This is a genomic window from Rhodococcus sp. NPDC019647 (assembly GCF_044389235.1).
Classification (GTDB): Bacteria; Actinomycetota; Actinomycetes; order Mycobacteriales; family Mycobacteriaceae; genus Rhodococcus_F; species Rhodococcus_F oxybenzonivorans.
Genome location: NZ_JBIRXS010000001.1, coordinates 856025 through 880276, shown reverse-complemented (window position 1 = coordinate 880276; position 24252 = coordinate 856025). Strand labels below are relative to the sequence as shown.

Sequence of the window (24252 nt, the reverse complement as noted above, 5' to 3'; positions counted from 1 at the left end):
TCGGCCGGCTGTTTGCGGTGCGCGGCCCCTCGGGTACCACTGCTGGGTGACCTCGAAGACGACCGTCGTGATAGTGACGCGCAACCGGGCGACGAGCCTCTCGCGCACCCTCCTCGAACTGTCGAAACTTCGGCCCATACCCCCGATCGTCGTCGTCGACAACGCGTCGACCGACGACACCGCGAACGTCGTCGATGCGGCGCGCAGCGTCATTCCGGCCCTGACCACGATTACACGCTCCCGCAACGAGGGCGCCGCCGCTCGCAACTACGGTGTGTGGGCCGCGTCGACGCCTTACATCGCGTTCTGCGACGACGATTCCTGGTGGGACCCTGACGCTCTGCCCCTCGCGGAGAAGGTGCTGGACGAGCATCCCGCCGTCGCGCTGCTCGCCGCCCGCACCCTCGTCGGCCCCCAGGCCCGCAACGACCCGCTCAACGACCTCTTGGCCTGCAGTCCGCTCGGAACACGGCCCGGTGCCCCCGGCCCCTCGGTGCTGGGTTTCCTCGCCTGCGCGTCGGTGGTGCGACGATCCGCATTCGAGAATGTGGGGGGCTTCTCGCACGTGCTCGAGTTCGTGGGGGAGGAGGCGCTACTCGCACTCGACCTCGCCGCGCAGGGGTGGGAACTGTGCTACGTCGAGGACCTCGTCGTCTACCACCATCCCTCCCCGGTTCGCGCGAACGCGAGCCGCCGACGCAACCGCGAGATCCGCAACGACACCCTGACCGTCGTGATGCGGCGACCGGTGCCGACCGTCGCGAGTGCCCTCATCTCCCTCATGTTCGCGGCGGTCCGGACACCGTCCGCGGCGCCGGCGTTGTTCGACACGATCCGCAAGCTTCCCGCCGCGGTCGCACACCGGCGGGTTGTGCCCACTCACCTCGAACGCCGTCTCGAAGAACTCGAGAGGAGCCGGCCGTGAGCGGCGCCGAACCGCAGAAGCCGTCGCCGGTCACGGTGGTGGTCATGACCTACAACCGGTGCGCCGAGCTGCGCAAAACCCTCGCCCACATGACCACCCTGCCCGACCGTGCACCGATCATCGTGGCGGACAACGGCTCCGGTGACGGCACCACCGACATGGTGCGGCGCGAATTCCCGCAGGTCCGGCTCCTCGCGTTGGGGGACAACCTCGGCGCCGTCGCCCGGAACCGGGCCGTCGAGCTGGTGACGAGCCCGTATGTGGCGTTCTGCGACGACGACACCCGCTGGCAACCAGATGCCCTGACCGTCGGCGCCGCGGTCCTCGACGCGCATCCGACGATCGGATCCGTGACCGGCAAGTGCTTGGTGGCACCCGACCTCGTCGAGGACCCGATCACTCCCGAGTTCCGGGACTCACCGGTACCCGGGCCGTCGTGGCTGCCGGGTCCGGCTGTCCTCGGCGTGATGGCCGGCCTCACGATGTTCCGGGTGGAGGCATTCCGTCAGGTCGGCGGCTTCTGCGAGAAGATGTGGCTGGGCGGCGAGGAGGAACTCCTCGCCCTCGATCTCGCCGCCGCCGGCTGGTGGATGGTGTGGAACGAGGACATGGTGATCCACCACGAGCCCTCGGTGAGCCGGGACGCCACCCGCCGCCGGCAACTCGGTATCCGCAACACACTGTGGACCCTCTGGTTGCGGCGTCCGGTGCGAAGCGCGGCGCGCCGCTCGCTGGTGATCCTGCGTAGCGCCCCGAAAGACCGCGCTACCGCGGCTGCCCTGCTCGAGGCCCTCAGGTCGACCCCGTGGGTTCTGCGTCACCGGCGCGTGGTGCCCGACACCGTGGAAGCCGGACTGGTGCTCCTCGAGGAACCGCAGGCCCGGTCGAAGGCGCGCCGATACATCGGCTGACCCGAGCCTTGTCCGTGTCAGTCGGAGTCGCCATCATCGGCGGCGACGGTCTCGACCACCTCGTGCGCCACGGTGACCAGCTTGACGTTCCTGCGCTGCGAGTTCGTCACCAGCATCCGGAACGCCTCGTCGGCCGAGATCCGCTCCGCCGCCATGAGAATTCCCTTCGCCTGCTCGATGACACCGCGCGTGACCATGGCCTTCTTCAACCCGGCCACCTCGTCGTGGGCTGCTGCCGCCTCACGCGTCATCCTGGCCACCACCTCGGCGAGACTGGTGAAGATCCTCAGCAACGCCACATCGAGATCGCCGAATCCATGGCTGCCGAAACTGTACAAATTCAGTGCACCGGCGTGCGCCTCACCCAGCCGCAACGGCGCCGACAGGTAGCTGGCAGCACCGATGTCGTGCACGTCGGCCGCGAACGCCGGCCACCGTTCGACAACCTCGTCGACCCGCACCTTGACGATCTGCCCCGTGGTGGCCGCCTCCAGGCAGGGGCCCTCACCGTTGCGGTACTGGTTCAGGTCGATGTCCACTGCGCGCCGATCGGTGCACGCCGCGGTCTCGGCATGCCCATCCTCGTCCACCAGGGTCACACCGGCCATGTCCGCTTCGACAATCGTCGACACCACACAGTCGCACAGTTCCTGCAGGAAACCCTGCAGCTGCGCGGGGGTGGTCAGACGGCGCTGCAGGTTGTCCAGCGCTCTCGCAACTGCGTCGACACGTGCGGTGGTGTCGACGTCGGCACGGGGGTGCCGCAGAGTGTCGTCGGCACCGAGATCCTCGGGCAATGGCACTACTCTCCCTATTTCAGGCGAGCGAGTACCCATGCACCCGCCGCCACTTCAGCGGTATGGCAGGTGTCTCTACCGAACAAACATCCGAATAATACCGCCTCGCCGCGCCTCCTCCGATTCGAGACCGCAGTCGCAGCATCCGGAATGTCGTCACCGCTGGTGACGGGGTGGGAGGACCTCCTGGGCCTTCATCTTCGCCCCCTGTACGACGAGGTGCCATGCGTTCGCGTCACCCGCGAGTACCGCCTCCGCCGTCGACTTCATCTGCTCGTAGGTGGCGTGCGGGGGAATCGGTGGAACCTCGGGGTCGCAGCGAACATCGAGGACCACCGGCACGGAGGCGGACAGAGCGCGATCCCAGGCGGCGCCGAGCTCGTCGGGCGAATCGACGGCCACGGCCTCGAGTCCGATGGTCCGTGCCAGGTCGGCGTACGACACGTCCGGGAGAGTCTGCGATTCCTCGAACTTCGGTGCGCCGCCCATCGCGCGTAACTCCCAGGTGACCTGATTGAGGTCGTTGTTGTGGAAGATGCACACGATCAGGCGGGGGTCGGTCCACTCCCGGTGGTAGCGGGCGATGGTCAGGAGTTCGGCGAGCCCGTTCATCTGCATCGCCCCGTCACCGACGAGCGCGACAACCGGACGGCCGGGATGCGCGAACTTGGCGCCGATAGCGTAGGGGACACCCGCACCCATGGTGGCCAGCGTGCCGGACAACGATCCGCGCATGCCTTCCCGCAACCGCACGCACCGCGCATACCAGTTGGTGGACGACCCCGAATCGGCGGTGAGAATGGCACCTTCCGGCAAGCGCTCCGACAACTCCCACGCCACCCGCATCGGATTGACCGGCTGCGCCGACACCATGCACTGGCGCTCGACGGTGTCCCACCACCGCCGAACACCCCGTTCGATCTCCTCCCGCCACGACCGGTCGACCTTGGGTTCGAGCAATGGGATCAGCGCCGCCAGAGCAGCTTTCGCGTCGGCGACGATATTGACCTCCGTGGGGTACCGCATCCCTATCCGGGTGCCGTCGATGTCGATCTGCACGGCCCGCGCCCGGTCGTATGCGGGCAGGAACTGTGAGTAGGGAAAATTCGACCCGACTATCAGCAGCGTGTCGCAGTCCCGCATCAGCTCGTAGCTGGGCCGGGTGCCGAGCAAGCCGATCGCGCCGGTGACGAACGGCAGATCATCGGGAAGTACATCCTTCCCGAGCAGCGCCTTCGCCACGCCCGCACCGGTCCGGTCCGCCACCTCACACACTTCGGCAGCGGCGCCGCGTGCGCCCTGTCCGACGAGAATCGCCACCTTCGTCCCCGCATTGAGAATGCGAGCGGCACTGTCGATCTCTTCGGCCGCAGGCTGCACCCAGGATCCGCTCACGCCAGGCGGACTGGACGGCACCTGCTTGAACTCGTGCGCCGGGGGAGTGTATTCCTCCTCCTGCACATCAGCGGGGATGATGACCGCGGTCGGCGCCCGCCGTGCCAGAGCCGTGCGGAACGCCCGGTCGAGAGCGTTGGGAATCTGAGCGGCCACATTGACCTCGACGAGGTAGTCGGCGGCCACATCCTTGTACAGCGACTGCAGGTCGACCTCCTGCTGATAGCTGCCGCCCATCGCGCTGCGCGATGTCTGGCCGACGATGGCCACGACCGGAACATGATCCGACTTGGCGTCGTACAAGCCATTGAGCAGATGAACCGCACCCGGTCCGGACGTCGCCATGCACACACCGACCCGGTCGCTGAACTTGGCGTAACCCGTCGCCTCGAACGCAGACATCTCTTCGTGCCGCGCCTGTACGAAACGAGGGTCGTTGCCGGAGCGACCGAACGCCGCGACCAACCCGTTGATGCCGTCCCCGGGATAACCGAAGACGTACTCGACGCCCCATTCCCGTAAGCGGGACAACACCTCGTCGGCAACCGTGCGAGACATACCGTTCTCCTTCGTCGCGGGCACTCGTCGAAATACCCAGCACTGCGAGACCGAATCCATACCGGTCGGCGAAGTTCATGGCGGTCGGCCGGTGAAGGTGAAAAACTGAAGTCATGAGTGAGACGCCGGACGGGGGCGACGAGCGTTCGTTGATGGCGAAGACCAATGCCGCGTTGGACACTGTCACCGAAGCGCTCGAGCAGCTCCACAAAGCAGCGATCGCGGAGGAAGCCGTCGACACCGTGCTATTACGGGTGGCGGAGACCGCCCTCGCGGCCCTGGTCGACGCCGATGCGGTCAGCGTCACCCGCTTCGACACCACCGCCCCCTGCACGGTCGCGAGCACCGACAAGACACTCACTGCTCTCGACGCGCGACAATATGCCGCCGGAAGAGGACCCTGCCTTCGGGCAGCACGATCCCAGTTGCCGGTTCGCGCGGTCGTCGGGGAGCACGTCGAAGCGTGGCCCGAATTCACGGCCGCCGCCCACACCATGGGGGTCCGCGCCTACCTCTCCGTACCGCTTCTCATCGACGTCGACGAAAAGCGAAGGCTGATCGGGTCATTCAACGCCTACAGTTTCCGAGCCGAGGCGTTCGACCCACTCGACCAACGGCTGATGACGCTACTGACAGCAGCCGCGGCCACCGCAATCAGCAACGGGTGGCGGTGGCAGAATGCCCGGGATCACATCGAACAGATGAAGCTCGCCCTGACCTCCCGCGCCGAGATCGATCAAGCCAAAGGCGTGCTCATGGCCCTGCACGGAATAGACAGCGACGAGGCATTCCGCCGGCTGGCGCACATCTCGCAACACACCAACACGAAGCTGCACGACGTGGCCCGGGACCTCCTGCGGTCCTGCACGGGCAATCTCTGACACCGCGGTTCGCGCGCACCACGGACGGGTTGTCGACCGGCATCCACGCTGAGCTGGCATAGCGCCGCAACAGAGAGGACCGTGGAGTCATGAGCAAGGAATCCGACCTGACGCGTGTGCTCGCCGCAGCGCGTCGCATCCGCGAGGCAGTGCGATTGCGCGCCGTCCGGGGGGAGAGCGTCGGCATCCTGCAGGCGTGGGGCGGATGCACGACGGCACAGGCCGGCCGCGCCTTCGATCAGAATTCGAGCGCAGACGGATGTTCGGTGGAGGCAGCGCGGCTGCGGGAGCTGGTGGATTCGGCGGCCAACGGCCGAAACGATCCCGACTGGGATTGACTGCCGCCGTCAGCTTTGTCGGACGAGCAGTTCTGCCGGCCGGACTGTGCCCTGGGTGATCCGGCGGGCAACATCTCGCAACGCGACGCCGTTTCCCTGTGCGTAATCCTCGAGCGCGGCGCGTGCCGCCGCCGGGGCAATGCCCAGCGTGCCCGCGATCAACCCGGTGGCATGACCGACATGCACCCGATCGTTGAGCAACGACATGGTCCGCTCCGCCAGGCGCCCCGTACGCGGTTCACCACGCTCCTGAGTGAGGCCGAGAACCGCCAGCCGGGCCAGAATCACGGACAGCCCGCGGTCGTGGGCTGAAATGGCCTCCGTCTGCGTGTACAGCAAATTCAGTCCGCCGACGGTGCGCCCGTCGAGGCGCATCGGTACGGCGAGCACCGACCGGTACCCCGCCTCGAGTACGGCCGAGGTGAAGTCCGGCCACCGACCGGTGAACTCACGCAGATCGCTCGCCTCCACCATCTCCGAAGTTCGGATGCAGTCGATGCACGGGCCCTGGTCGATCTGAGTCTGCAGCAACTCGACCAGCCTGGCGCGCTCGTCGGACGCGGCGACCACGGCGACGCCGCCCCGCGGATCGACAACCATGATTCCGGCGGCATCGGCATCGAGCACGTTCACGCAGGTGCCGGCGATCTGATACAGCGTTGAACCGCTGTCAGAGGAATCGTCGACGAGTTGCGCTGTGATCGCGGAAAGCGCGTCGACCAGATGAGAAGTCGCGTCCGGCACATCTTCGAGCATACGGTGTCACCTCCTTATGGTGCGGAATCGTCAGTCGTTGAGGTCGTCGACACTCCTCAATCGTTGAGGTCGTCGACACTCCTCAATCGTTGAGGTCATCGACACCGATGCGTTGCTCGAGCACGTCGCGGGCGACGTCCAGGACGGATCGGTTCTTCATGAACGCGTGCCCCCGCAATCGCACGAACGCATCGGCCAGGCTGATGTGCAACCGGGCCGCGAGGATCCCGGTGGCCACGTTGACATCCTGATACGAACCCTCCCGGCTCCAGAGTTCACCCGCCGCAGCATCCCGTTCGGTGTGTTCGAGCAGCGCCACGGTAATCAAGTCGGCCAGCACGGCCGCATCACCGAGAGTGCGCGGCGTCAGCCCACCCACCCGGCGGCGGTAGAGGTCGAGGGTGCCGAGCAGGATGCCGCCGATTTGTAACGGAAACGCGAACACCGCGGCCGCCCCGACCGCCCGCGCAGCCTCCGAGAAGCCCGGCCAACGATCCTCGTCGACACTGAGGTCGCTGACGAGTACGGGGGAACCCGAGGCGAAGGCGAGCACGCCCGGACCCTCACCCAAGGTGTACTGCTGATCGTCGAGGGTCCCACCCCATTCGTCGCTCGCCCCGAGCATGTCCTGGGCCGAGGCGGTCGCGCGGATGGTGAGCGCCGCCGAGTCGATTCCACCGAGCAGTTCGACCGCCGCGCAGCACACAATCTCGGCCCAAGCGCCCTGCCCGCGCACCTCGGACGCCGCGGCGACCGCACGCCACAACGACCGCCGTCGCTGCTCGTCCACGACCTACCCCTCACCGCCGTCGATTGTCTGTGGTGTCCAGCCTACGAGTTCCACCGTCGTACGGGTGTCACCCCAGCAACATGACACGTCGCGTGAACGGGTTTGGCCCGCGCAGTCCGGGGCATAGCTACAACAGTGGGTCCGTCGAGGACACACGCTTCGCAGCGCTGTCGAGGAGGAATCATGGGTACCGAACCAGGCGAGCAGCTCCAAGAGGAGCCGCAAGCCGAACGGGGTCCCGTCGGCTCACGCGACTCGGGTCCGGACGAAGCCGGGGCGGGTCCGTCGGACCGGGAGCCGGGAACTTTGGATCAGGAGGAAGTGGCCACGACGGGTGAAGGCCCCGATCCCGGTCGGGAACACGTCGCCGGGCCGGCCGGCGGCTCCACTCCACCGGGAGACGCCCAGCCCGCAACACCGCCCTACGACGGCCGCACCACCAGCACGGCCGAGGGCCGTCCGGAGCACGACGAGCACGTCGACGCGAACCGGCTCCAGGACAAGGATCCCGACGACACCGCCCGCGGAGCGGTAGCGTCGCCGTCGGAGGAGAAGCCGGCGGCCGACACCGAGCAGGCGGAGTCGAGCGACGAGGGCGTCGGACCTGCACACGAAACAGGTGTCGGTAAGGGCGAAGACAAGAAGTGAACCGGGCCGCCGCCTCTACGGACGGCGGAGCTTCTTCTTGTGGGAGCTGTCACAAAAGGGCGCAATGCCGGTTCTTCCACACCGGCACAGCGCCACCGTGGCCCGGTTCGACGGTAACGGGTTACCGTCGGTATCGAACAATTGCGCCGAACCGCGGACGAGAAGTGGCCCATCCGGGCACACCGTGATGGTCACGTCGGATCCGTCGGTTCCCGTTGTGAAATTGGAGTCCATATGACCACCTTGCACTCTCGGTCGTTGTCGGAGACAGTGGCCCCTTCCGGATCCGCGATGCCGTTTCCTGCATCACGCGGCCCCGTGAGCGAGTTCTTGTTCTCCATTCTGCGCGGAGACGTCGAGGACAGCGAATCGTTGGTGACGGCGGCGCGTTCCCTCGCAGAGACTTCCGCGGACACGACGGTCGACGGGCGTCCCGCCATCCTCTACGACGAGGACGCCCAGATCTGTCTCACCGCCCTCTACGAACTGCATCTGCAGGGCATTGCGGGCGTCGGAGACGACTGGGAGTGGAACACCGATCTACTCGCGGCGCGGGAAGCTCTGGAGGTTCCGTTCGAGGCGGCCATCCGGATCGTCGCGAACCCGCCGACCGATACAACAGATGTGGTGGCGGAACTGTGGAAAATGACCGCACCCACCGCCGGACCCGGCCTGTCCACCTTCATGGCACGCGACGCCGACCGTCAGCACTTCCGCGAACTGCTCGTCCACCGCTCACTGAACCAGCTCCGCGAAGCCGACGTGCACACGCTCGGCATCCCGCGACTCGCCGGCGCACCGAAGGCGGCGTTGGTCGAAGTGCAATCGGATGAATACGGCGGTGGCCGCCCCGAACGCATGCACTCCGCGCTGTTCGCCACCACCATGCGGGAACTCGGGCTCTCCGACCGCTACGCCCACTACATCGACGCCGTTCCGGCGATCACCCTGGCGTCCCTGAACGCGCTCTCACTCTTCGGCCTTCACCGCCGCCGTCTGGGTGCACTGGTCGGGCACCTCTGCGCGGTCGAAACCACCTCGGCGTTGCCGAGTAAGAAATACAGCGCCGGACTGACCCGGCTCGGCTTCGGCAAGGCCGCCACGCTGTTCTTCGACGAGCACGTCGAAGCCGACTCCGTGCACGAGCAGATAGTCTGCCGCGACCTCGCGGGCGGTCTGGTGTCGGCGCGCCCGTCGACCGGCGACGACATCCTGCTGGGCGCCGCGGCGTGCCTCGCGTTCGACGACCTCGTCGGTGACCACGTCACCCGATGCTGGGAACAGGGCATCAGCTCACTGCGGCAGGCGATCGAGTAGACGGCGAACCGCGCCTCAGGTTCCCGATGCAGCGACCGCGCTCTCGAGGTCGCTGAGCGACGTCTCGAGATGCGTGATGATGCGCTGCAGGTGGGGGACCGCGTGACGGTCGCCGACCACGCCGACATCGAGTTGCCCCGCCCGGCTGGTGACCGTGATGCTCAGCGCCTGACCGCCGAGGATCGTCGGCACCGGATACACGGCGTCCAGGCGGGCGCCGTTCCAGTACCGCGGCCTCGACGGGCCCGGCATGTACGAAATCATGACGTTGAACGGCGGGGGAGTGTCGTCGACGAACCTCCGCACCGGTTCGAGCAGTATCGGACTGATCGCGAGCGCGCTCATCAGCTGGAACTGGTTGTGGCTGAGCGCACCGAACACCCTGTGCGTGTGTTCCATGGCGTCCGTGATGCGCGCCAGACGCGCTGCCGGATTGCGTTCATCGGTGGCCAGGCCCACGACCATCGCACCCACACCGTGATCCCGCCCGCGCGGTCCGATCGCAGGACCGCCGAGGTCGAGTGGCACCGGCAGCATCGCCGTCAACGGCGCATCCGGTAGCGCGTAATTCTCGAGCAGATAGCTGCGGAGCGCGCCCGAACACATTGCGAGAACTACCGTGTCGATGGTGGTGCGGGCGGCCGATGCGACGGCCAGCAGTCGACGAATCGGCCACGAACGCGCCGCCACCTTCCGGGCCCGGCCCACCGGCACATTGAGCATGGTGGGGGGCGACTGCAGGGGGAGGGTCAGATGCTGCTCACGGAGGCCGTCCAAGGTGGCCTTCGCGGCCGCGGGGACCACACCCACCAGGCTGGTCGCCGCCCGCCAGCCGGCACGGACGGCCGCCACCGGGAAGGGCGAGGTGCGCTGCGACATCGCCGCGACACCGGGTGTCCACGGCGCCGGGCACTTCGTGTCGTCGGGCTCACTCGACAAGGCATGATGGAGCAACCGCAAACCCGTCGGACCGTCCATCAGCGACAGGTGAATCTTCGAGTACACGGCGGTCCGCCCGTCGGCGAGTCCTTCGATGACATGCATCTCCCACATCGGATGCTGTGGATCGAGCGGTATGCCGTGCATTTGGGACACCAGTGACAACAAATCATCCATCCGTCCGGCGCCCGGGACCGCGCTGTGCCGCACGTGATACCCCAGATCCAACCGATCATCGACCGACCACCACGGATAACCGACTCCTCGAAGCGGGCGCACTGCCCGCTTACGGAACAGCTGGGACGCCTCCTCCTGGGAAGTCAACGCCTCGAACATCGTCCGGGCGTGGTCTGCGCCGGCCTCGGCCGGCGGATCGAACAGTTCGAGCGCCCCCACGTGCAGCGGATGGGACGGTGTCTCGAACAGCACGAACAGTGCCTCCATGGGGCTCATCACCAACATCCGCACCCCCGTTCGGGCGACCACGCGCCGCGCTGGCACGTCGACGTGTCCATCGATGGGAATCTGCTTGTCCGGCCGGACGGCAGAGCCCCACACCACGGCAGTAAGCAGATCACGAAAAGGCTGTCGCCATGCCCATTTCGGTGCCGCCGATTCGAAATTCCGTCACCACCGCACACTGCATGCGGCCCGGAACATGCCGGGCAACGGCCACGAATGTGGCGATGATTCGACTGCTACCGCCTCGGGTATGCGTTCAGCACGCCGCAGTCATACCCGGGTACGACTTCGGCCAGGTCTTGTCGGTTGAGCCCTACAGCCGACGAGGCCGTGCTTCGGCACGACACCGGCCTTCCGGGTCGGCGGACGCGGCGATCAGGGACGCTTCACCACCCGGTCGCGGCGCCCGCGCCAGGCAGTCTCCGTACCGATCCGCGAACAACGATCGTGTTCTATCGACGAAAGGCTCTCTGCGGTACCACAGTTCGGATCGGAGTCGTCCATCTGCGTCGGCGTCGACCGGAAATATCCGTCGATCAACTCGAGGGCGCGGTCCGAACACAGCGCGGGCGGTGGGGTCCGCCCGATCCCGAGTCCCTCGATGACGACGATGCTGCCGCGCCCGACCCCTTCCGCACCGAGCGACCACCCGAAGTGCCGGTTCCACACCAGAACCGCATTGCGCCCCGGCAGGTAGCGCAACCGCAACGGCAGGACCAGAACGACATCGACGCCCTCGGAGTCCCACCAATCGATCGAATCGGCATGAACGCACCGGGCGACCGCGTTGATGTAATCCCGAACAGTTCGCCCGTCGGCAACACCTGTTCCAGTTTTCATCGTTCACCGCCTCAGCTGTAGAAACACGACATACCCTGGCCGGTTGCGGTTGAAACTTCACGCACAGCCGCTGTGTTCGGCGGGTGCTCGCCGCCGCGGTTGGGTAGCCTCGCGGCATGCCTTACTTGGAGCGGTCCGAAGACGTGTTCGTTCTCTACCTGGGCGAGCGGGGAAGTCGCGACAGCGAAAATGCCTTCCACCCGGACTGGCTCGAGCAGGTCGGGGATCTGCTGGACGAGGTCGAAAGCACGGACGGTCCCGGCGCACTCGTCACCACCGCCGTCGGCAAGTTCTACTCCACCGGCCTCGACACCACGTGGGTCGTGCAGAACACGGACAAGCTGAACTCCTACATCGACCGCGTGCAGGAACTGTTCGCCCGGATACTGACGTTCCCTCTGCCCACCGTCGCAGCTCTACCCGGACACACTTTCGGTGGCGGCGCCATCCTGGCCACCGCCCACGATCACCGGATCATGCGCGAAGACCGCGGCTACTTCTGCCTGCCCGGGATCAGCATCGGCGCCAGCTACGCGCCCGGCAGCATTGCCCTCCTCGCGGCGCGGCTGCCGGCGCTCGCGGCGCACACCGCCCTCGTCACCGGTCACCGCTACGGCGGTGCCGAAGCGCACGCCGCGGGCCTCGTCGACGACGTCGCCGCCGAGGACGTCGTCCTCCCCAGAGCGATCGAACATGCCCGCGGGCTGGCCGCCACCCGCGGCCGCACCCTGCGCGAGATCAAAACCACCCTCTACTCCGACGTCGTCGCATCCCTCCGCACCCCTGTGCAGAATCTCCAGGCTCAGGAGGCACTCAGCGCAGACTGACGCCGGTGGATGTGCCGGATCGGCGGGTGCGTGTCCACTCGTCGAGAAGGAACCCGAGGCCCATCCCGAGCATCCATACATCCTTGCTGACCGCTAACCCGTTCTCGTTCGGCCAGATACTTCCCGGGTTACGCAGTCCCGGTGTCCGCGCATACATCGCGACCAGACCACCGGAAAAGGCGGTGAGTGCCGCCCCGGCCAGCGCGGTCGGCACGAGCGGCACCAACAGTGCGGCGCCGGTGCCGATCTCCGCCACCGACAGCATCTTCAGAAATCGTGCCGGCGGCACTCCGTTCAGAAAGGGAAAGGCGCCCGCGGCCATGCCGTGGATACCCGCGGCCGTCTGCTCGTCGCCGGGCCACTTCTGAAGTCCCGAATGCAGGATGTAACCTCCGGTCGCTATCCGTCCGGGCAGCTGTCCGAGTGTGGGAAGTCGCATTGGTTATCTCCTGCCGAGTACGAGGAAACGCCGGAATGGCTCCCTTCAGCCTCCCATCCGGCCGCCCGGCCGGGGAAGCCTCGGCCGGACCGTCGAGCGGGTGCTGGGTGTGCGGAGACGAAGTCGTCGATGATGCTGACAACCTCACCAGGCGCCTCCAAATGCGGATAGTGGCCGACACCATCGAGGACGGCGAGTCGACTGCCCGGCATTGCCTCGTGCGCCGCATAGGCGTGAGCGACGGGAATGATTCGGTCCGAGTCCCCCCAGATCAACTGGGTGGGCCGGTCGGCGTTCAAATAGAGGCGGCTCAGCGCACTGACGGCCTGACCCCGGTAGTCGACGACGGCGCGCAAAGTACGCAGAAATGCCTGCCGCGTATCCGGGTCGGAGAGCGATGCGTAGGACTGCCACATCTCATCACCCCGCACCGACCGCAGACCCGCCGCCCCCAGCCACGAGCGCACTGTGTTTCCCGCCTCGCGCACGACCCCCGGCGCGATCAGAGGTAGGAGAAACTCGGCTCCCGGCGCCGCCAGCAACCGGAGCGTCCAATTGACATCGCGTCCCAGCCCGCCGCTACCGATGAGCACCAACCGATTACACAGTTCCGGATGCTGGTAGGAAAATTGCATCGCCACTCCGCCGCCCAACGACTGCCCGACGACCGTCACCCGTGGGATGCCGAGTTCGTCGAGGAGATCGCGCAACCACGCGGCGAAGGCGCCGAGGGAGTAATCACCGCGCGGTTTGGCGGACCTGCCGTGGCCCGGCAGGTCCGGCGCCAGAACCTGATACCGGCGCGAGAGCTGGGGGATAACCGCACGCCAGGTGTCGGAACTGCCGGCCATGCCGTGTATCAGCAGGAGCGTCTCACCCTCACCGGAGAGGTGATAAGCAGCTTCGTCCCCGTGCAGTTCAGTGCGTTGGAGGCGAGACATCAACGCAACCTTCCCTTCGAATGGCGCCGAAGGTCGTATGGTACCCAACCTCGCCGAAGCCGCAAGGCCTCCGCGCTGGCCTATCCGCGTGATGGAATGCAGGTCAGGGCAGGTCGAGGCGTGCCTGCTCCGGCGCAGCGGCGTTGTCGACGACACAGAAGAGGTTGCCCTCGGTGTCGGCGAGGACCACGAAATCGGAGTCGTCGGGGTAGCGGTCCCAAGGCACCCGTCGTGCGCCGAGCCCGACGAGTCGTTCGATCTCGGCCGCCTGGTCGTCGCTGTCCCTGGCATAGAGGTCGAGGTGCATTCGCGGTTCGGGCTCGGCATCGTGGTCGCTCTGCTGGATCGACAGCAGTGGCCGCCCGTCGGGCAGATACAGGTTGGTGAAGCCGTTGCCGCCGAACGGATCGCCGGCGGTCAGCCCGAGTGCCCCGGCCCAGAACGCGGTTGCCCGCCGGATGTCGCGTGCCCCGATGACAGTGGTCCCCAATATCAGCATGCACAAAATCTATGTCGATCGTCCCCGTCCTGTTGCCACGTTCGCCCGAAGAGCACCGCTCAGTCGGCGACGTCGCGGTGTGCCAGGACCTTCGCGATCCGCAGACGTACCAGCAGTTCGCCTGCGACGCCATTGCGTTCGCCGAACTCCTCGGCCCGGTCGACTCCCATGTACCGGCCACCGAGCCGCGCCGCCCACCGGCGCAGCTCGGCAGGATCCTCGGACACCTCGGCTGTGCCGGTGATCACAACGTACGCGAACGGTGGACGGTCGTCGTCGACACACAGCGCGGCACGCCCGTCTCGGAGGAGGTTGCGTCCTTTGACGGTGGTCTTGCCGGTCGTGAACACGAGGTCGTCACCGTCCAGGACGAACCAGATGGGGGCCACGTGGGGGCTGCCGTCGGCGCGGACGGTCGACAATTTGCCCGTGCGTGTTCCCGCCGAGACGAAGATGCGCCATTCCTCGTCCGACATCCGTTCAGCCATTCCGTCATTCTCACACCTGAACCATCCCGGCAGCGGTACAACGCGACGACGCGCGTGCGAGCGCGAATGCTAGGCCATGGGTTGACCACAGTGGACGCCGTCCGCCGGCCGCCATTACGTCACAGTGACGAAATGCGGTCAGGTGGCTGGAAGTTCGGGCGCACGGGGCAGCGGGGCCTCAGGCTCGCACGGGCACGTATGCGGCCGACTCGTCGCAAGCCGTCCACATATCGGGACGCTCGCTGGGGCTGCATATTATCCAACGGCATGAATCATCCGGACGTTCCGGCGAGCGCCGGTTCGGATGTCTCGCGAGTGCGCTCCAGCGCAGGTGTGCAAGTCCGGCCAGACAAACAGAAGGCCGACCGACAGCCGGCCGTGAGAAAAAGCGTCCACAGGTATACCTGCAGACCACTTCGGGCGACGTGAGTGGTAAAACTCCAGGTGGATAATTTGCCGATAATCGACATTATGTCAACTAGCGCGTGGGACCGGCACCCCCGCCGTGCGTTGTCACCCTCCGGCCGGCTCCGGCTCACTGCGGGTTCACGGACGAGTGGTGATTGGCGATCAGCCACTTTCCGTCTTCGTACCGATACACCCACGTCACCCGGGCGGCCACATCCTGGCCGTTGGCATTGATGACCCAACGGCCTGCGTTGTACGCGAGGTTGCAATCCGAGTATTTGATGCTTTCCTCCATGCGGATCTCGGGATCGGCTTTGATCAGGTTGGCGAAATACTCCGTTATCTCCCCCGGAGTGTCTGCTACAGGCACCGACAGCGTCGGCAGCAGCACCGCGTCCGACCGGTACAACTCGGCCACCTTGCTCGCGTCGCCGGTGCTCAGCGCGTCATTCCAACTATCGAAGAGCGCATCCAGCTCGCTGTCGGTCGCGCGGACGCAATCGCCCTCGCCGCCAGCGGGATTGTCCGCCGAGCACGCCGCGATCGACATTGCCAACGCGAGTACTGCGAAGCCTGAGCCGAACGCTTTGGTCGTCATATGAGCCTCCGCGAGGAAATGCATGGGAACTCAGCCGCCAACCGATAGAGCCTAACTCCTGGGGCGCTGCCTGCGGATGCAGAACTCCCACAATGGAATGCCGCAAGCCTGAGTCGCTGCGACCGATAGCCGTCAACACATGCTGACGGTGGCGCGATGGCCTTGGTTCTGAACTGGTCGACCTCGTTCTATCGCGATGTCGCAGTGGGGTTCGGAACAGCCGGTTTCCGGTGACGCCTGCGGTACCAGGCGTGGGCGGATTGTTTACTCATCCCGAGAACACGTCCGATTTCGGACCAACTGGCTCCGTCGGCCAATGCGCGCCTGACGACGTCGAATCGCGCGTTGTGCAGTTCATTTTCGAGGTGGATGCTGATCGCGAGGGCGTCGAGATGACTGGGCGCCGGCGATCGCAGCTGAGCCCGTTGCGCGAGTTCCCTCCGCCGCGCAGCAGTTTCCTCGTCGCCCCGTTCGGCCGCCGCCACGGCTGCTTCGCTCATGTTCTGCACACTGTCGTAGTGAACCCACAGCGCAGAGAGCCCCTCGACTCCCCTGATGCCCTGCTGTTCGCCGCTTTCCACGCCGTCAGCTTAAGCTGACGGCGTCGTCGGCGGTGCAATCGACCAGGCGGCTCGTGGCGAGAGACGGCGCATGCGATACCGGAGGGTGGCCGACCAGCACCCTGCGGTGCCTATTTCCTGTGTCGGGGATGGCGCAAGCTTCTAGTAGCGGCACACAGGCCGCCAACAATCAAGGAGCAGCATGATCCGAACGACGACAGCCCGCGCCACCGTTGCCGCCCTCGCCGCGCTCGCGATCTCACTGACCGGCGCCGCCGGATTCGCCTCCGCCAAGCCTGCCTCGCCCGGATCCGGGCCCAGCACCGTCTCCCCCAGCCAGAACGTCGAAATCCCCGGCCAGTGGGTGTGTTTCCCGGATGGCGTCTGCATCTGGGTTACTTCGAAGTAGGGTGACGGTGCCCGCCAGTGCGCCTCTCGGCAAGTGGTCGCTCGCAGCGACAATATTGATGTGGTACCCGGGGCATTGGGTCGAACACCGTCGCCCGTCTTCAACCCCGCCGGTCCCCCACGTATTCCCGCACTCCTGCACACGCGAAGGTGTGAGGCCGGCCACCGCTCGGTCAACCTCGCCGAGCGGAGCGCTGCTGCTCACCGAGTCGGCGCAGTCCTGCGCGACGGCGGTCACCGCAGGATTACAGCAACTCGGTGAGCTATGAGGATGCATGATCGAGGGGTGTTATTTCATCTCTGCGCCACGTGCGGCGTCGAACAGGACCCCACCACGCCCCTTCCCGACGAATGCGCAATCTGTGCGGACGAACGCCAGTACATCCCGCTTGGTGGTCAGGAGTGGACGACCGCCGAGGACCTCACGCGTTCCGGTCACCGCATTGTCGAGCGCGAACTCGAACCCGGGCTGCGCGGACTGTCGGTGGAACCGAAGGTCGCGATCGGCCAGCAGTCTCTGGTGCTGAGCACCCCGGCCGGATCGCTGCTGTGGGATCCGATCGGCCATATCGACCCGTCCGCGGTCGAGGCTGTGGCCGCCCACGGGCCCGTACTTGCGGTCGCGGCCAGTCATCCGCACATGTTCGGCGTCCAAACTCAGTGGTCGGAGGCACTCGGGAATGTTCCGATCCTCGTGGCCGACGCAGATCGTGCATGGTTGGCGCGCACCGACGGCCCGATCGAGTTCTGGTCCGGCACCCTCGATCTCGTGCCGGGTCTGACGTTGCATCAGATCGGTGGGCACTTCCCGGGTAGTGCCGTGGCGCATTGGTGCGACGGCGCGGACGGGAAGGGTGTTCTTCTCACGGGGGACGGCGTCTTCCCCAATCCGGATCGCCGCACGGTGTCGTTTCTACGCTCGTATCCCAACCGACTGCCGCTCTCGGCCGCCGTGGTCAGGAGGATCGCCGACCAGCTGTCCCAGCTCGAATTCGACCGCATCATCGGCAATTTCGACAATTCCATCGACACCGATGGTCGGGCGGCGCTCGAGTACTCGGCGTCCCGCCACTGTGCCTGGGTGAATGGCGAGTTCGACGACCTGACGTGACCGCCCCTCATGACGTCGGAGGTAATGGCCGCGACCACCTCGCCACCCTAGGCTGGCCTGCATGACGACCCTGGACGATCGGCATACTTCGCACGTCGGCATCCACTTGCGAACCTGGCGGGAACGCCGCCGGTTGAGTCAGCTGGAGCTGGCGAATCGGGCAGAGGTCTCGGCGCGGCACGTCAGCTTCATGGAGACCGGGCGATCCAATCCGACGCGGGCGATGCTGCTGCGGCTGAGTGAGCATCTGGACATTCCCCTGCGCGAGCGGAACGAACTGCTGCTCGCGGGCGGATTCGCCCCGGAGTTCCCCGAGCACCGCCTGTCGGATATGTCGATGGCGTCGATTGCGGACGCGATCGAGAAGATTCTCACCGCGCATTCGCCGTATCCGGCGGTGGTCGTGGACCGGCACTGGAACATGGTCGACGCCAATGACGCGGCGGCGATCTTGACGGACGGCTGTGCGCCGTCGTTGCTGGAACCGCCGGTCAACGTGCTGCGTCTCAGTCTCCATCCGGGCGGGATGGCGCCGCGCATCGTGGATCTGGCCCAGTGGCGCGGGCATCTTCTGCATCGGCTCGCACACCAGATCGCGGTGACCGGTGACGACCGGCTCCGGGACCTGCTCGACGAGTTGAGGGGCTACCCCGGCGGTATATCGGACGCCAATGACCCAGCCGGTTCCCTCGTCGTACCGCTCCGTATACGCCACCGCGGCGCCGAGCTGACCTTCCTCAGCACAACGACGATGTTCGGCACCCCACTCGACGTGACCGTGGCGGAACTCGCCATCGAATCGTTCTTTCCCGCTGACGCCACGACAGCGGCTACCCTGCGCAGTAGCGTGAGCAGCGACTGAGGAGGTACGTCCAATGGACTGGGCAGCAATAGGTGTGGGATTCGGTTACGTGGTGGTCGTGCTGACCATTCTCGTGGTGGTCGTGGGCGTCATCGCACTGTTCGTCTACTCGATCAAGTCGGATTACATCGTGCCGACCGACGAGAAAACGCGGTCGACGCGGCGGATCGAGCGAGCGCGGTAGTTGCGTCAACGGCACAGGCGGGTGGTTCCCTCGGCGAGGGAACCACCCGCCTGTCCCTGTTCGCGGGCACCGGCCGGTTCTCTGGATCGATTCCGTCCGAAGCAAGCCTTACTGAGACGCCCGTGGGCAAGACGACTACCGTTACACACGTCGCCTAGATTCGAGGAGCACGGAATGAGTATCCAGTCGGTTGAGTCACGCCGCCATCGCGTCGTGGTCATTGGATCCGGCTTCGGTGGTCTGTTCGGCACGCAGGCCCTCAAGAAGGCCGACGTCGACATCACCATGATTGCGCGCACCACTCACCACCTGTTCCAGCCCTTGCTGTACCAGGTGGCCACCGGCATTCTCTCCGTCGGCGACATCGCGCCCGCCACCCGGCTCGTGCTGCGTAAGCAGAAGAACGCTCGGGTGTTGCTCGGCGATGTCGAGTCGATCGACTTGGAAACGAAGACCATCACGTCCCGCTTCCTGGACCGGACCACCATCACTCCGTACGACAGCCTGATCGTGGCGGCGGGGGCAGGCCAGTCCTACTTCGGTAACGACCATTTCTCCGAGTTCGCGCCCGGAATGAAAACGATCGATGACGCGCTCGAGTTGCGCGGTCGCATCCTGGGCGCCTTCGAACAGGCGGAGCTGTCCCACGACCCGGAAGAACGCGCCCGGCTGCTGACGTTCGTGGTGGTGGGTGCGGGCCCGACGGGTGTCGAGTTGGCGGGGCAGATCGCCGAATTGTCACGCCGCACTCTGTCCGGCGCTTTCCGGAACATCGACCCGCGCGAGGCCCGAGTGATTCTCCTCGACGGCGCCGGGGACGTGCTGCCGGTGTATGGCGGCAAGTTGAGCCGCAAGGCAGCCGAGCAGCTCGAGAGGCTCGGCATCGAGATTCAGCTGGGCGCAATGGTCACGGACGTCGACGTCGACGGACTCGTGGTGAAGGACAAGGACGGAACCCAGCGGCGCATCGAGTCGCAGTGCAAGGTGTGGTCTGCCGGTGTGCAGGCAAGCCCGCTGGGTAAGCAGATCGCCGACCAGTCCGAGGCCGAGGTCGACCGGGCGGGCCGGTTGCTCGTGAACCCCGACCTGTCGGTGCCGGGTCACCCCGAGGTCTTCGTCATCGGCGACATGATGTCGCTGGACAAGCTGCCGGGGCTGGCACAGGTCGCCATGCAGGGCGGTAAGTACGCGGCCAAGCAGATCATCGCCGGCTTGCACGGTCACAAGCCCGAGGATCGCCCGCCGTTCAAGTATTTCGACAAGGGCAGCATGGCCACGATCTCCCGGTTCAGCGCCGTCGCGAAGGTGGGCAAGCTCGAAATCAGTGGCTTCATCGGCTGGGTGGCTTGGCTGGCGATCCACCTGATGTATCTGGTCGGCTTCCGCAGCCGGTTGTCCACCCTGCTGTCGTGGACGGTGACGTTCCTCGGTCGTGGACGCGCACAGATGGCGTCCACCGAACAGTGGGTGTTCGCCCGCAATGCCATGGAACAGCTGGAACGCCACGAGCGCGAGAAGCAGGCTTCGATCGAACCGTCGACCGCTACAGGGCAGCGCAAGGCCGCGGGCTAGTTCCCGACCACAGCGAACACAGGCGGAGGGCACCGAGCTACTGGGTACCCTCCGCCCGTTCGTGTCACTGAATGGTCCGCTGGTTCATCCACGGTGATGGTCTGGCCGAGCCGCCAGCTTCGGATGTCCTGACCTCGGCAGGAATCGCCTCGGGCGCCGGGTATCCGGTGATCCCGCGCGGAAGTGTCGACCCACTCCGCTGTACCGGATTAGACTCGCGGGTTGGAAGGTCATTTCTTCGGCATCCCACAGCACCCGGAGAGCGCCAGTATCGGGCTGGCGGACTAGTAGGCGCGCATGAATGACGCGAGAGTACTGGCACATCGGTACCGCTTGGACGCGGTGCTCGGCATCGGTGGAATGGGTCGCGTGTACCGCGCGTGGGACTCTGTTCTGGACCGTCCGGTGGCGGTCAAGGTGCTACGAACCGAACTTCTCGAAGAGGATCCCACGGGGAATTGCCTGGAGCGATTTCGTCGGGAAGCGCGAATTGTTGCCAGCTTCGACCACCCAGCGATCGTCCATGTGTACGACTTGGGTGAGGATATGCTCGGCGGCGAGCGAGCGCATTTCCTCGTCATGCAACTCGTTTCGGGGACGACCTTGCAGCAGCGTCATCGCACGGATGGCCCGCTTGCGCTGCCTCTCCTCGTCCACGTCATGGGTGACGTGCTGAGTGCGCTGCAGCACGCTCACGAACGCGGAGTTGTTCACCGAGATGTGAAGCCGGCGAACGTTATGCTCACTGATTCCGGAGCGGTGAAGGTGATGGACTTCGGGATTGCGCACCTGAGGGGTTGCAGTAACCTGCTGACGGGAACCGGCAACATTATCGGCACCGTCGCCTATCTGGCACCTGAACAGGCTCGCGACAGCCGACTCGTCGATGCGCGCTCCGACGTGTACTCCGTCGGATGTATGTTGTATCACCTCCTCACCGACCGGCTGCCCTTCCCTGGTGATAACCCGTGGCAGATCCTCGCCTCGCAGCTGGAGCGTCGTTACGTTCCGGCTTCTGAGGTGAGACCGATGCTCGGCACCGTCTTCGACGACGTACTGAAGCGGGCCCTTGCCCTCGAGCCAGACCATCGCTATTCCAGCGCCGCCGAAATGTGTGTGGAGCTGCTCGCCCTGAAACCCAGCCTCTCGACCGAACCGGGCCAGTTCGCGTCCGACCGCACCTCGGCCACCGCATCCGCATCCGTGACGATGTTGTCGGGACCGGACGACACCGAAACGCAGGTTGCGAACCTGCCCAGCGAATTCCACTCCAAAGCGCCGGCTTCGGGACCCCTAGGTTTGCAGACTGGATCGTCGCCAGAAGTGCGCCATCCGTCCTTCGACAGCCTGGGGCCGCCACCGCTCACACCGGCATCTCCGCCGACGGATCAACCGTTGGTCGGCAGAACCGGGCCGAGCCGCCGGGAAGTCCTGGCCGGTTTGGGTGCAGGGGCAGTGCTCGTGGCCGGTGGGGCCGCGATCTGGTTGTTCACGTCCTCCTCGGACGGGAAGTCCTCTTCTCCCACGCTTTCCGGTCGACCCGGAGCGGTGCTGTGGACTGCTTCGGCTGGCACCGTGATCATCTTCTCGGCGCCGACCCTGGGTGCCGGCCTCGTCTACATAGGCGGCTACGACAACAACGTGTACGCGTTGGACGCAGCGACCGGGGTGGAGCGCTGGACAGCTGCCACCGGGGACCGGGTCAGGCCGTCGCCGGCCTTCGCCGACGGACTGGTCTATGTCGCGAGCTGGGACGGGAACGTCTACGCATTCGAGGCGAAGACGGGAGAAGAGCGGTGGAAGACCGCACCCGGAAACCCGGGCGACACGTTCCCGGTTTCACCGGTGGTGTCCGACGGGACGGTGTACTTCGGTGCTACCGACTGGTACGTCTACGGGCTCGACTCGGCCACCGGTGCGATGCGCTGGAAGACCCGCACCAACGGTGCCGCCGCCGCGGCCCCAGCGGTCGCAGATAATGTGGTGTACCTCGGAACCGAGGGGTACGTGTACGCGCTGGATGCCCACACCGGCACGGCACACTGGGCAAGCCAAGTGGGGGGCCAGGTCTGGTCGTCGCCGGCCGTTGGGGACGGACGCGTCTACCTCGGCAACGAGGACTTCGCGGTGTATGCGCTCGACGCCGGCTCCGGCGAAGTCCGCTGGAGGACCCTTACCGGCGGCGAGGTTTATTCGTCGCCGGCGGCAGCGGGGGGCCTGGTTTACGTCGGCAGCTACGACAAGAACGTGTATGCGCTCGACGCCGGCTCCGGCGAAGTCCGCTGGAAGACCCTTACCGGCGGTCAGGTTCATTCGTCACCGGCCGTGGCAGACGGCGTGGTGTACGTCGCCAGCTGGGACGGCTACCTCTATGCCCTTGGCGCGCAGGACGGCGCGGTACGGTGGAAAACTCCTATGGGCGGGCAGGTCTGGTCCTCGCCGACCGTCTCCGACAAGCTGGTCTACCTCGGCAATGACAACGGGAAAGTATACGCCGTCGAGAGATGACCGCGGTTACCTCGGTACGTACTCCTCATGCCAAACGATCTCGCGGGTGGCGTAACTGACGTTGCCGAGCAGCGGCAGGTAACGTTCGTACCGCGTGCGATCGGCGAAGACTGCTGCGGGATTCGCGTTGTCCGCTATGTAAGTGTCTACGCTGCCTGGCGAATCGAGCACGATCGGTTTTGCCACGATAACCCGCGGGATCTGCTTGCCCTCGATCCAGTCGGCGGCGAATTGTCCCAGACCGTATCCCATCAGGTGCCACGGGAACGCAATGCTGGCGCGGTAGGGTCCGCCGTTCTTGACGAGTGCCAGCGCCTCCTTGTCGCCGTCGACACCGGAGAAGTACATGTCGTCGGCGAGCTTGCGGGACTGGTCCAATGCCCTGTAGGCGCCCACCACCAGGGTGTCACCGCCCAGGATGATCCTGATGTCGGGCTGTTCCGCGATGACGGTGCTCATGATCGCGGCACCATTGGCGGTCGAGATGTCGGGCGCATCCACATCGCTGACCACGCTCAAGCCACTGCCTGCGCTCCGCAGGCCGTCCAGTACGCCGGCGTGCCTCAGCTGCAGCTGCGGTGAGGCGGAGTCCAGGTTGAAGTAGTGCACTTTCGCGTTCCCTTGGAGGCGCGCGGTCGCGAAATCCGCTGCTGCCTTGCCCTGCGTGAAACCGATGTCGTACTGGTTGGCGGCGACCTGGAGCGTGCTCGGCTGAGTGATGATGCCTTGCACGCAGACGCCTTGTCGCAAGGCGGCATCGAGGATGGGCCGTTGAATCACCGCGTTGAGCGGTTGGAATGCCAGTGCGCCGACGCCACGGGCAAGGAACGTTTCGAGCTGGCGGAGATTTTTCGTCGGGTCGTCGCCAGAGAAGGCGGTGAGGTATTGCAATCCCCGTTCCCTCGACGCGGCTTCCACCCCGGCGCCGAGGGCGAGGAAGAATTCTGCGGCCGCGGTGCTGGCCCAAGCGGCGCGCCGGGGTAGTCCAGTGGGCGGTCCGCTTGGCAACGAGGGATCGAATTGGCCGAGTTCCTCAGGCGGCGCAGGCGATGTTGGGCGGCCGGTCTCCGAATTGCCGTTCTTCGACGCACACGCCGCCGAGAGCGCGGCGCCGGCCATGCCAGACCCCGCCAGCGCCCCTAGTCTGAGCAGGTCACGGCGGCTCAGTCCGGGCAGGTGCCGCTTCGCGAACGGCATGGCTCGACGATAGCAAGCGAATCAGTTCGTGGCGATCGAGATGGCGTTGCCCGGTTGGCGGATGCGCGAGTTGTCGGCGGACCCCACCCGCAC

The 24252-nt window shown here is 66.0% G+C and carries 27 protein-coding genes; 13 read left to right on the top strand and 14 right to left on the bottom strand.

Annotated features, from left to right (window positions below; genetic code table 11):
• Window positions 1-46: 46 nt before the first annotated feature.
• Window positions 47-925, top strand: coding sequence for a glycosyltransferase family 2 protein (locus ACH49N_RS04250; RefSeq protein WP_358274101.1), 879 nt, complete (start codon window positions 47-49; stop codon window positions 923-925).
• Window positions 922-1836: a glycosyltransferase gene (locus ACH49N_RS04245; protein WP_358274099.1), complete on the top strand. Its 915-nt coding sequence runs from the start codon at window positions 922-924 to the stop codon at window positions 1834-1836. The genes ACH49N_RS04250 and ACH49N_RS04245 overlap by 4 nt, the downstream gene beginning before the upstream one ends.
• A 17-nt stretch (window positions 1837-1853) precedes the next feature.
• Here the strand turns inward: ACH49N_RS04245 and ACH49N_RS04240 are convergent, their stop codons facing one another.
• Together ACH49N_RS04240 and ACH49N_RS04235 are read right to left on the bottom strand one after the other, a co-directional pair.
• Window positions 1854-2639 carry a GAF and ANTAR domain-containing protein gene (locus ACH49N_RS04240; protein ID WP_358274097.1) on the bottom strand — a complete coding sequence of 262 codons (786 nt, stop codon included), beginning with the start codon at window positions 2637-2639 and terminating at the stop codon, window positions 1854-1856.
• Between the two features lie 150 nt (window positions 2640-2789).
• Window positions 2790-4586: a thiamine pyrophosphate-requiring protein gene (locus tag ACH49N_RS04235; protein WP_358274095.1), complete on the bottom strand. Its 1797-nt coding sequence runs from the start codon at window positions 4584-4586 to the stop codon at window positions 2790-2792.
• Window positions 4587-4699: 113 nt separating this feature from the next.
• On the opposite strand from ACH49N_RS04235, the gene ACH49N_RS04230 reads away from it, so the two are divergent.
• The gene (locus ACH49N_RS04230; protein ID WP_358274094.1) at window positions 4700-5467 is read left to right on the top strand and encodes a GAF and ANTAR domain-containing protein; all 768 of its coding nucleotides are present in this window, start codon (window positions 4700-4702) and stop codon (window positions 5465-5467) included.
• Window positions 5468-5556: 89 nt separating this feature from the next.
• On the top strand, window positions 5557-5805 hold the full coding sequence (locus ACH49N_RS04225) for a hypothetical protein (RefSeq protein WP_250768008.1): 249 nt from the start codon (window positions 5557-5559) through the stop codon (window positions 5803-5805).
• Between the two features lie 9 nt (window positions 5806-5814).
• Here ACH49N_RS04225 and ACH49N_RS04220 read toward each other — a convergent pair whose 3' ends face one another.
• Window positions 5815-6561, bottom strand: coding sequence for a GAF domain-containing protein (locus ACH49N_RS04220; RefSeq protein WP_358274093.1), 747 nt, complete (start codon window positions 6559-6561; stop codon window positions 5815-5817).
• A gap of 82 nt (window positions 6562-6643) precedes the next feature.
• Window positions 6644-7351 (bottom strand): ANTAR domain-containing protein, encoded by a 708-nt coding sequence (locus tag ACH49N_RS04215; RefSeq protein WP_358274091.1) that lies wholly within the window; start codon window positions 7349-7351, stop codon window positions 6644-6646.
• A 183-nt stretch (window positions 7352-7534) separates the two neighbouring features.
• Here ACH49N_RS04215 and ACH49N_RS04210 point away from each other — a divergent pair, with 183 nt between their 5' ends.
• A complete protein-coding gene (locus ACH49N_RS04210) occupies window positions 7535-7999 on the top strand; it encodes a hypothetical protein (protein WP_159922444.1) in 465 nt (154 codons plus the stop codon).
• A 15-nt stretch (window positions 8000-8014) separates the two neighbouring features.
• On the opposite strand, the gene ACH49N_RS04205 is transcribed toward ACH49N_RS04210, so the two are convergent.
• Window positions 8015-8233, bottom strand: a complete 219-nt coding sequence (locus ACH49N_RS04205) for a CDGSH iron-sulfur domain-containing protein (RefSeq protein ID WP_109330043.1) — start codon at window positions 8231-8233, stop codon at window positions 8015-8017.
• Between ACH49N_RS04205 and ACH49N_RS04200 the strand changes: the two genes are divergently transcribed.
• Window positions 8234-9316: an iron-containing redox enzyme family protein gene (locus ACH49N_RS04200; protein WP_358274090.1), complete on the top strand. Its 1083-nt coding sequence runs from the start codon at window positions 8234-8236 to the stop codon at window positions 9314-9316. It begins immediately after the preceding gene.
• A 15-nt stretch (window positions 9317-9331) separates the two neighbouring features.
• Here the strand turns inward: ACH49N_RS04200 and ACH49N_RS04195 are convergent, their stop codons facing one another.
• Together ACH49N_RS04195 and ACH49N_RS04190 are read right to left on the bottom strand one after the other, a co-directional pair.
• On the bottom strand, window positions 9332-10717 hold the full coding sequence (locus ACH49N_RS04195) for a wax ester/triacylglycerol synthase family O-acyltransferase (protein ID WP_358274173.1): 1386 nt from the start codon (window positions 10715-10717) through the stop codon (window positions 9332-9334).
• A 375-nt stretch (window positions 10718-11092) separates the two neighbouring features.
• On the bottom strand, window positions 11093-11557 hold the full coding sequence (locus ACH49N_RS04190) for a DUF6292 family protein (RefSeq protein WP_358274088.1): 465 nt from the start codon (window positions 11555-11557) through the stop codon (window positions 11093-11095).
• Between the two features lie 116 nt (window positions 11558-11673).
• Here ACH49N_RS04190 and ACH49N_RS04185 point away from each other — a divergent pair, with 116 nt between their 5' ends.
• Window positions 11674-12384 (top strand): enoyl-CoA hydratase/isomerase family protein, encoded by a 711-nt coding sequence (locus tag ACH49N_RS04185; protein WP_358274087.1) that lies wholly within the window; start codon window positions 11674-11676, stop codon window positions 12382-12384.
• Here ACH49N_RS04185 and ACH49N_RS04180 read toward each other — a convergent pair.
• The 6 genes from ACH49N_RS04180 to ACH49N_RS04155 all read right to left on the bottom strand — a co-directional run bounded on the left by ACH49N_RS04180 (window position 12371) and on the right by ACH49N_RS04155 (window position 16338).
• On the bottom strand, window positions 12371-12823 hold the full coding sequence (locus ACH49N_RS04180; RefSeq protein WP_358274086.1) for a hypothetical protein: 453 nt from the start codon (window positions 12821-12823) through the stop codon (window positions 12371-12373). The two genes, ACH49N_RS04185 and ACH49N_RS04180, sit on opposite strands and share 14 nt — an antisense overlap.
• Window positions 12784-13764, bottom strand: a complete 981-nt coding sequence (locus ACH49N_RS04175) for an alpha/beta fold hydrolase (RefSeq protein ID WP_358274084.1) — start codon at window positions 13762-13764, stop codon at window positions 12784-12786. The genes ACH49N_RS04180 and ACH49N_RS04175 overlap by 40 nt, the downstream gene beginning before the upstream one ends.
• Window positions 13765-13867: 103 nt before the next feature.
• Complete coding sequence (locus ACH49N_RS04170; RefSeq protein WP_358274082.1) at window positions 13868-14263, bottom strand: VOC family protein; 396 nt, start codon at window positions 14261-14263, stop codon at window positions 13868-13870.
• Window positions 14264-14322: 59 nt separating this feature from the next.
• Window positions 14323-14751 (bottom strand): PPOX class F420-dependent oxidoreductase, encoded by a 429-nt coding sequence (locus ACH49N_RS04165; RefSeq protein WP_358274081.1) that lies wholly within the window; start codon window positions 14749-14751, stop codon window positions 14323-14325.
• 535 nt (window positions 14752-15286) lie between these two features.
• Window positions 15287-15757 carry an SgcJ/EcaC family oxidoreductase gene (locus ACH49N_RS04160; RefSeq protein ID WP_358274079.1) on the bottom strand — a complete coding sequence of 157 codons (471 nt, stop codon included), beginning with the start codon at window positions 15755-15757 and terminating at the stop codon, window positions 15287-15289.
• A 188-nt stretch (window positions 15758-15945) separates the two neighbouring features.
• Window positions 15946-16338 carry a hypothetical protein gene (locus tag ACH49N_RS04155; RefSeq protein WP_358274078.1) on the bottom strand — a complete coding sequence of 131 codons (393 nt, stop codon included), beginning with the start codon at window positions 16336-16338 and terminating at the stop codon, window positions 15946-15948.
• Window positions 16339-16519: 181 nt separating this feature from the next.
• Here ACH49N_RS04155 and ACH49N_RS04150 point away from each other — a divergent pair, with 181 nt between their 5' ends.
• From ACH49N_RS04150 to ACH49N_RS04125, 6 genes are all read left to right on the top strand, one after another.
• A complete protein-coding gene (locus tag ACH49N_RS04150) occupies window positions 16520-16726 on the top strand; it encodes a hypothetical protein (protein WP_159922462.1) in 207 nt (68 codons plus the stop codon).
• A gap of 285 nt (window positions 16727-17011) precedes the next feature.
• Window positions 17012-17836 carry an MBL fold metallo-hydrolase gene (locus tag ACH49N_RS04145; RefSeq protein WP_317764061.1) on the top strand — a complete coding sequence of 275 codons (825 nt, stop codon included), beginning with the start codon at window positions 17012-17014 and terminating at the stop codon, window positions 17834-17836.
• A 61-nt stretch (window positions 17837-17897) separates the two neighbouring features.
• Complete coding sequence (locus ACH49N_RS04140) at window positions 17898-18698, top strand: helix-turn-helix transcriptional regulator (protein WP_358274076.1); 801 nt, start codon at window positions 17898-17900, stop codon at window positions 18696-18698.
• Window positions 18699-18711: 13 nt separating this feature from the next.
• A complete protein-coding gene (locus ACH49N_RS04135; RefSeq protein WP_250767983.1) occupies window positions 18712-18882 on the top strand; it encodes an adenylate cyclase in 171 nt (56 codons plus the stop codon).
• Between the two features lie 174 nt (window positions 18883-19056).
• Window positions 19057-20454 (top strand): NAD(P)/FAD-dependent oxidoreductase, encoded by a 1398-nt coding sequence (locus tag ACH49N_RS04130; RefSeq protein ID WP_159922470.1) that lies wholly within the window; start codon window positions 19057-19059, stop codon window positions 20452-20454.
• Between the two features lie 297 nt (window positions 20455-20751).
• A complete protein-coding gene (locus ACH49N_RS04125) occupies window positions 20752-22962 on the top strand; it encodes a PQQ-binding-like beta-propeller repeat protein (protein WP_358274074.1) in 2211 nt (736 codons plus the stop codon).
• 6 nt (window positions 22963-22968) lie between these two features.
• On the opposite strand, the gene ACH49N_RS04120 is transcribed toward ACH49N_RS04125, so the two are convergent.
• On the bottom strand, window positions 22969-24159 hold the full coding sequence (locus ACH49N_RS04120; protein WP_358274072.1) for a sugar ABC transporter substrate-binding protein: 1191 nt from the start codon (window positions 24157-24159) through the stop codon (window positions 22969-22971).
• Window positions 24160-24252 lie beyond the last annotated feature (93 nt).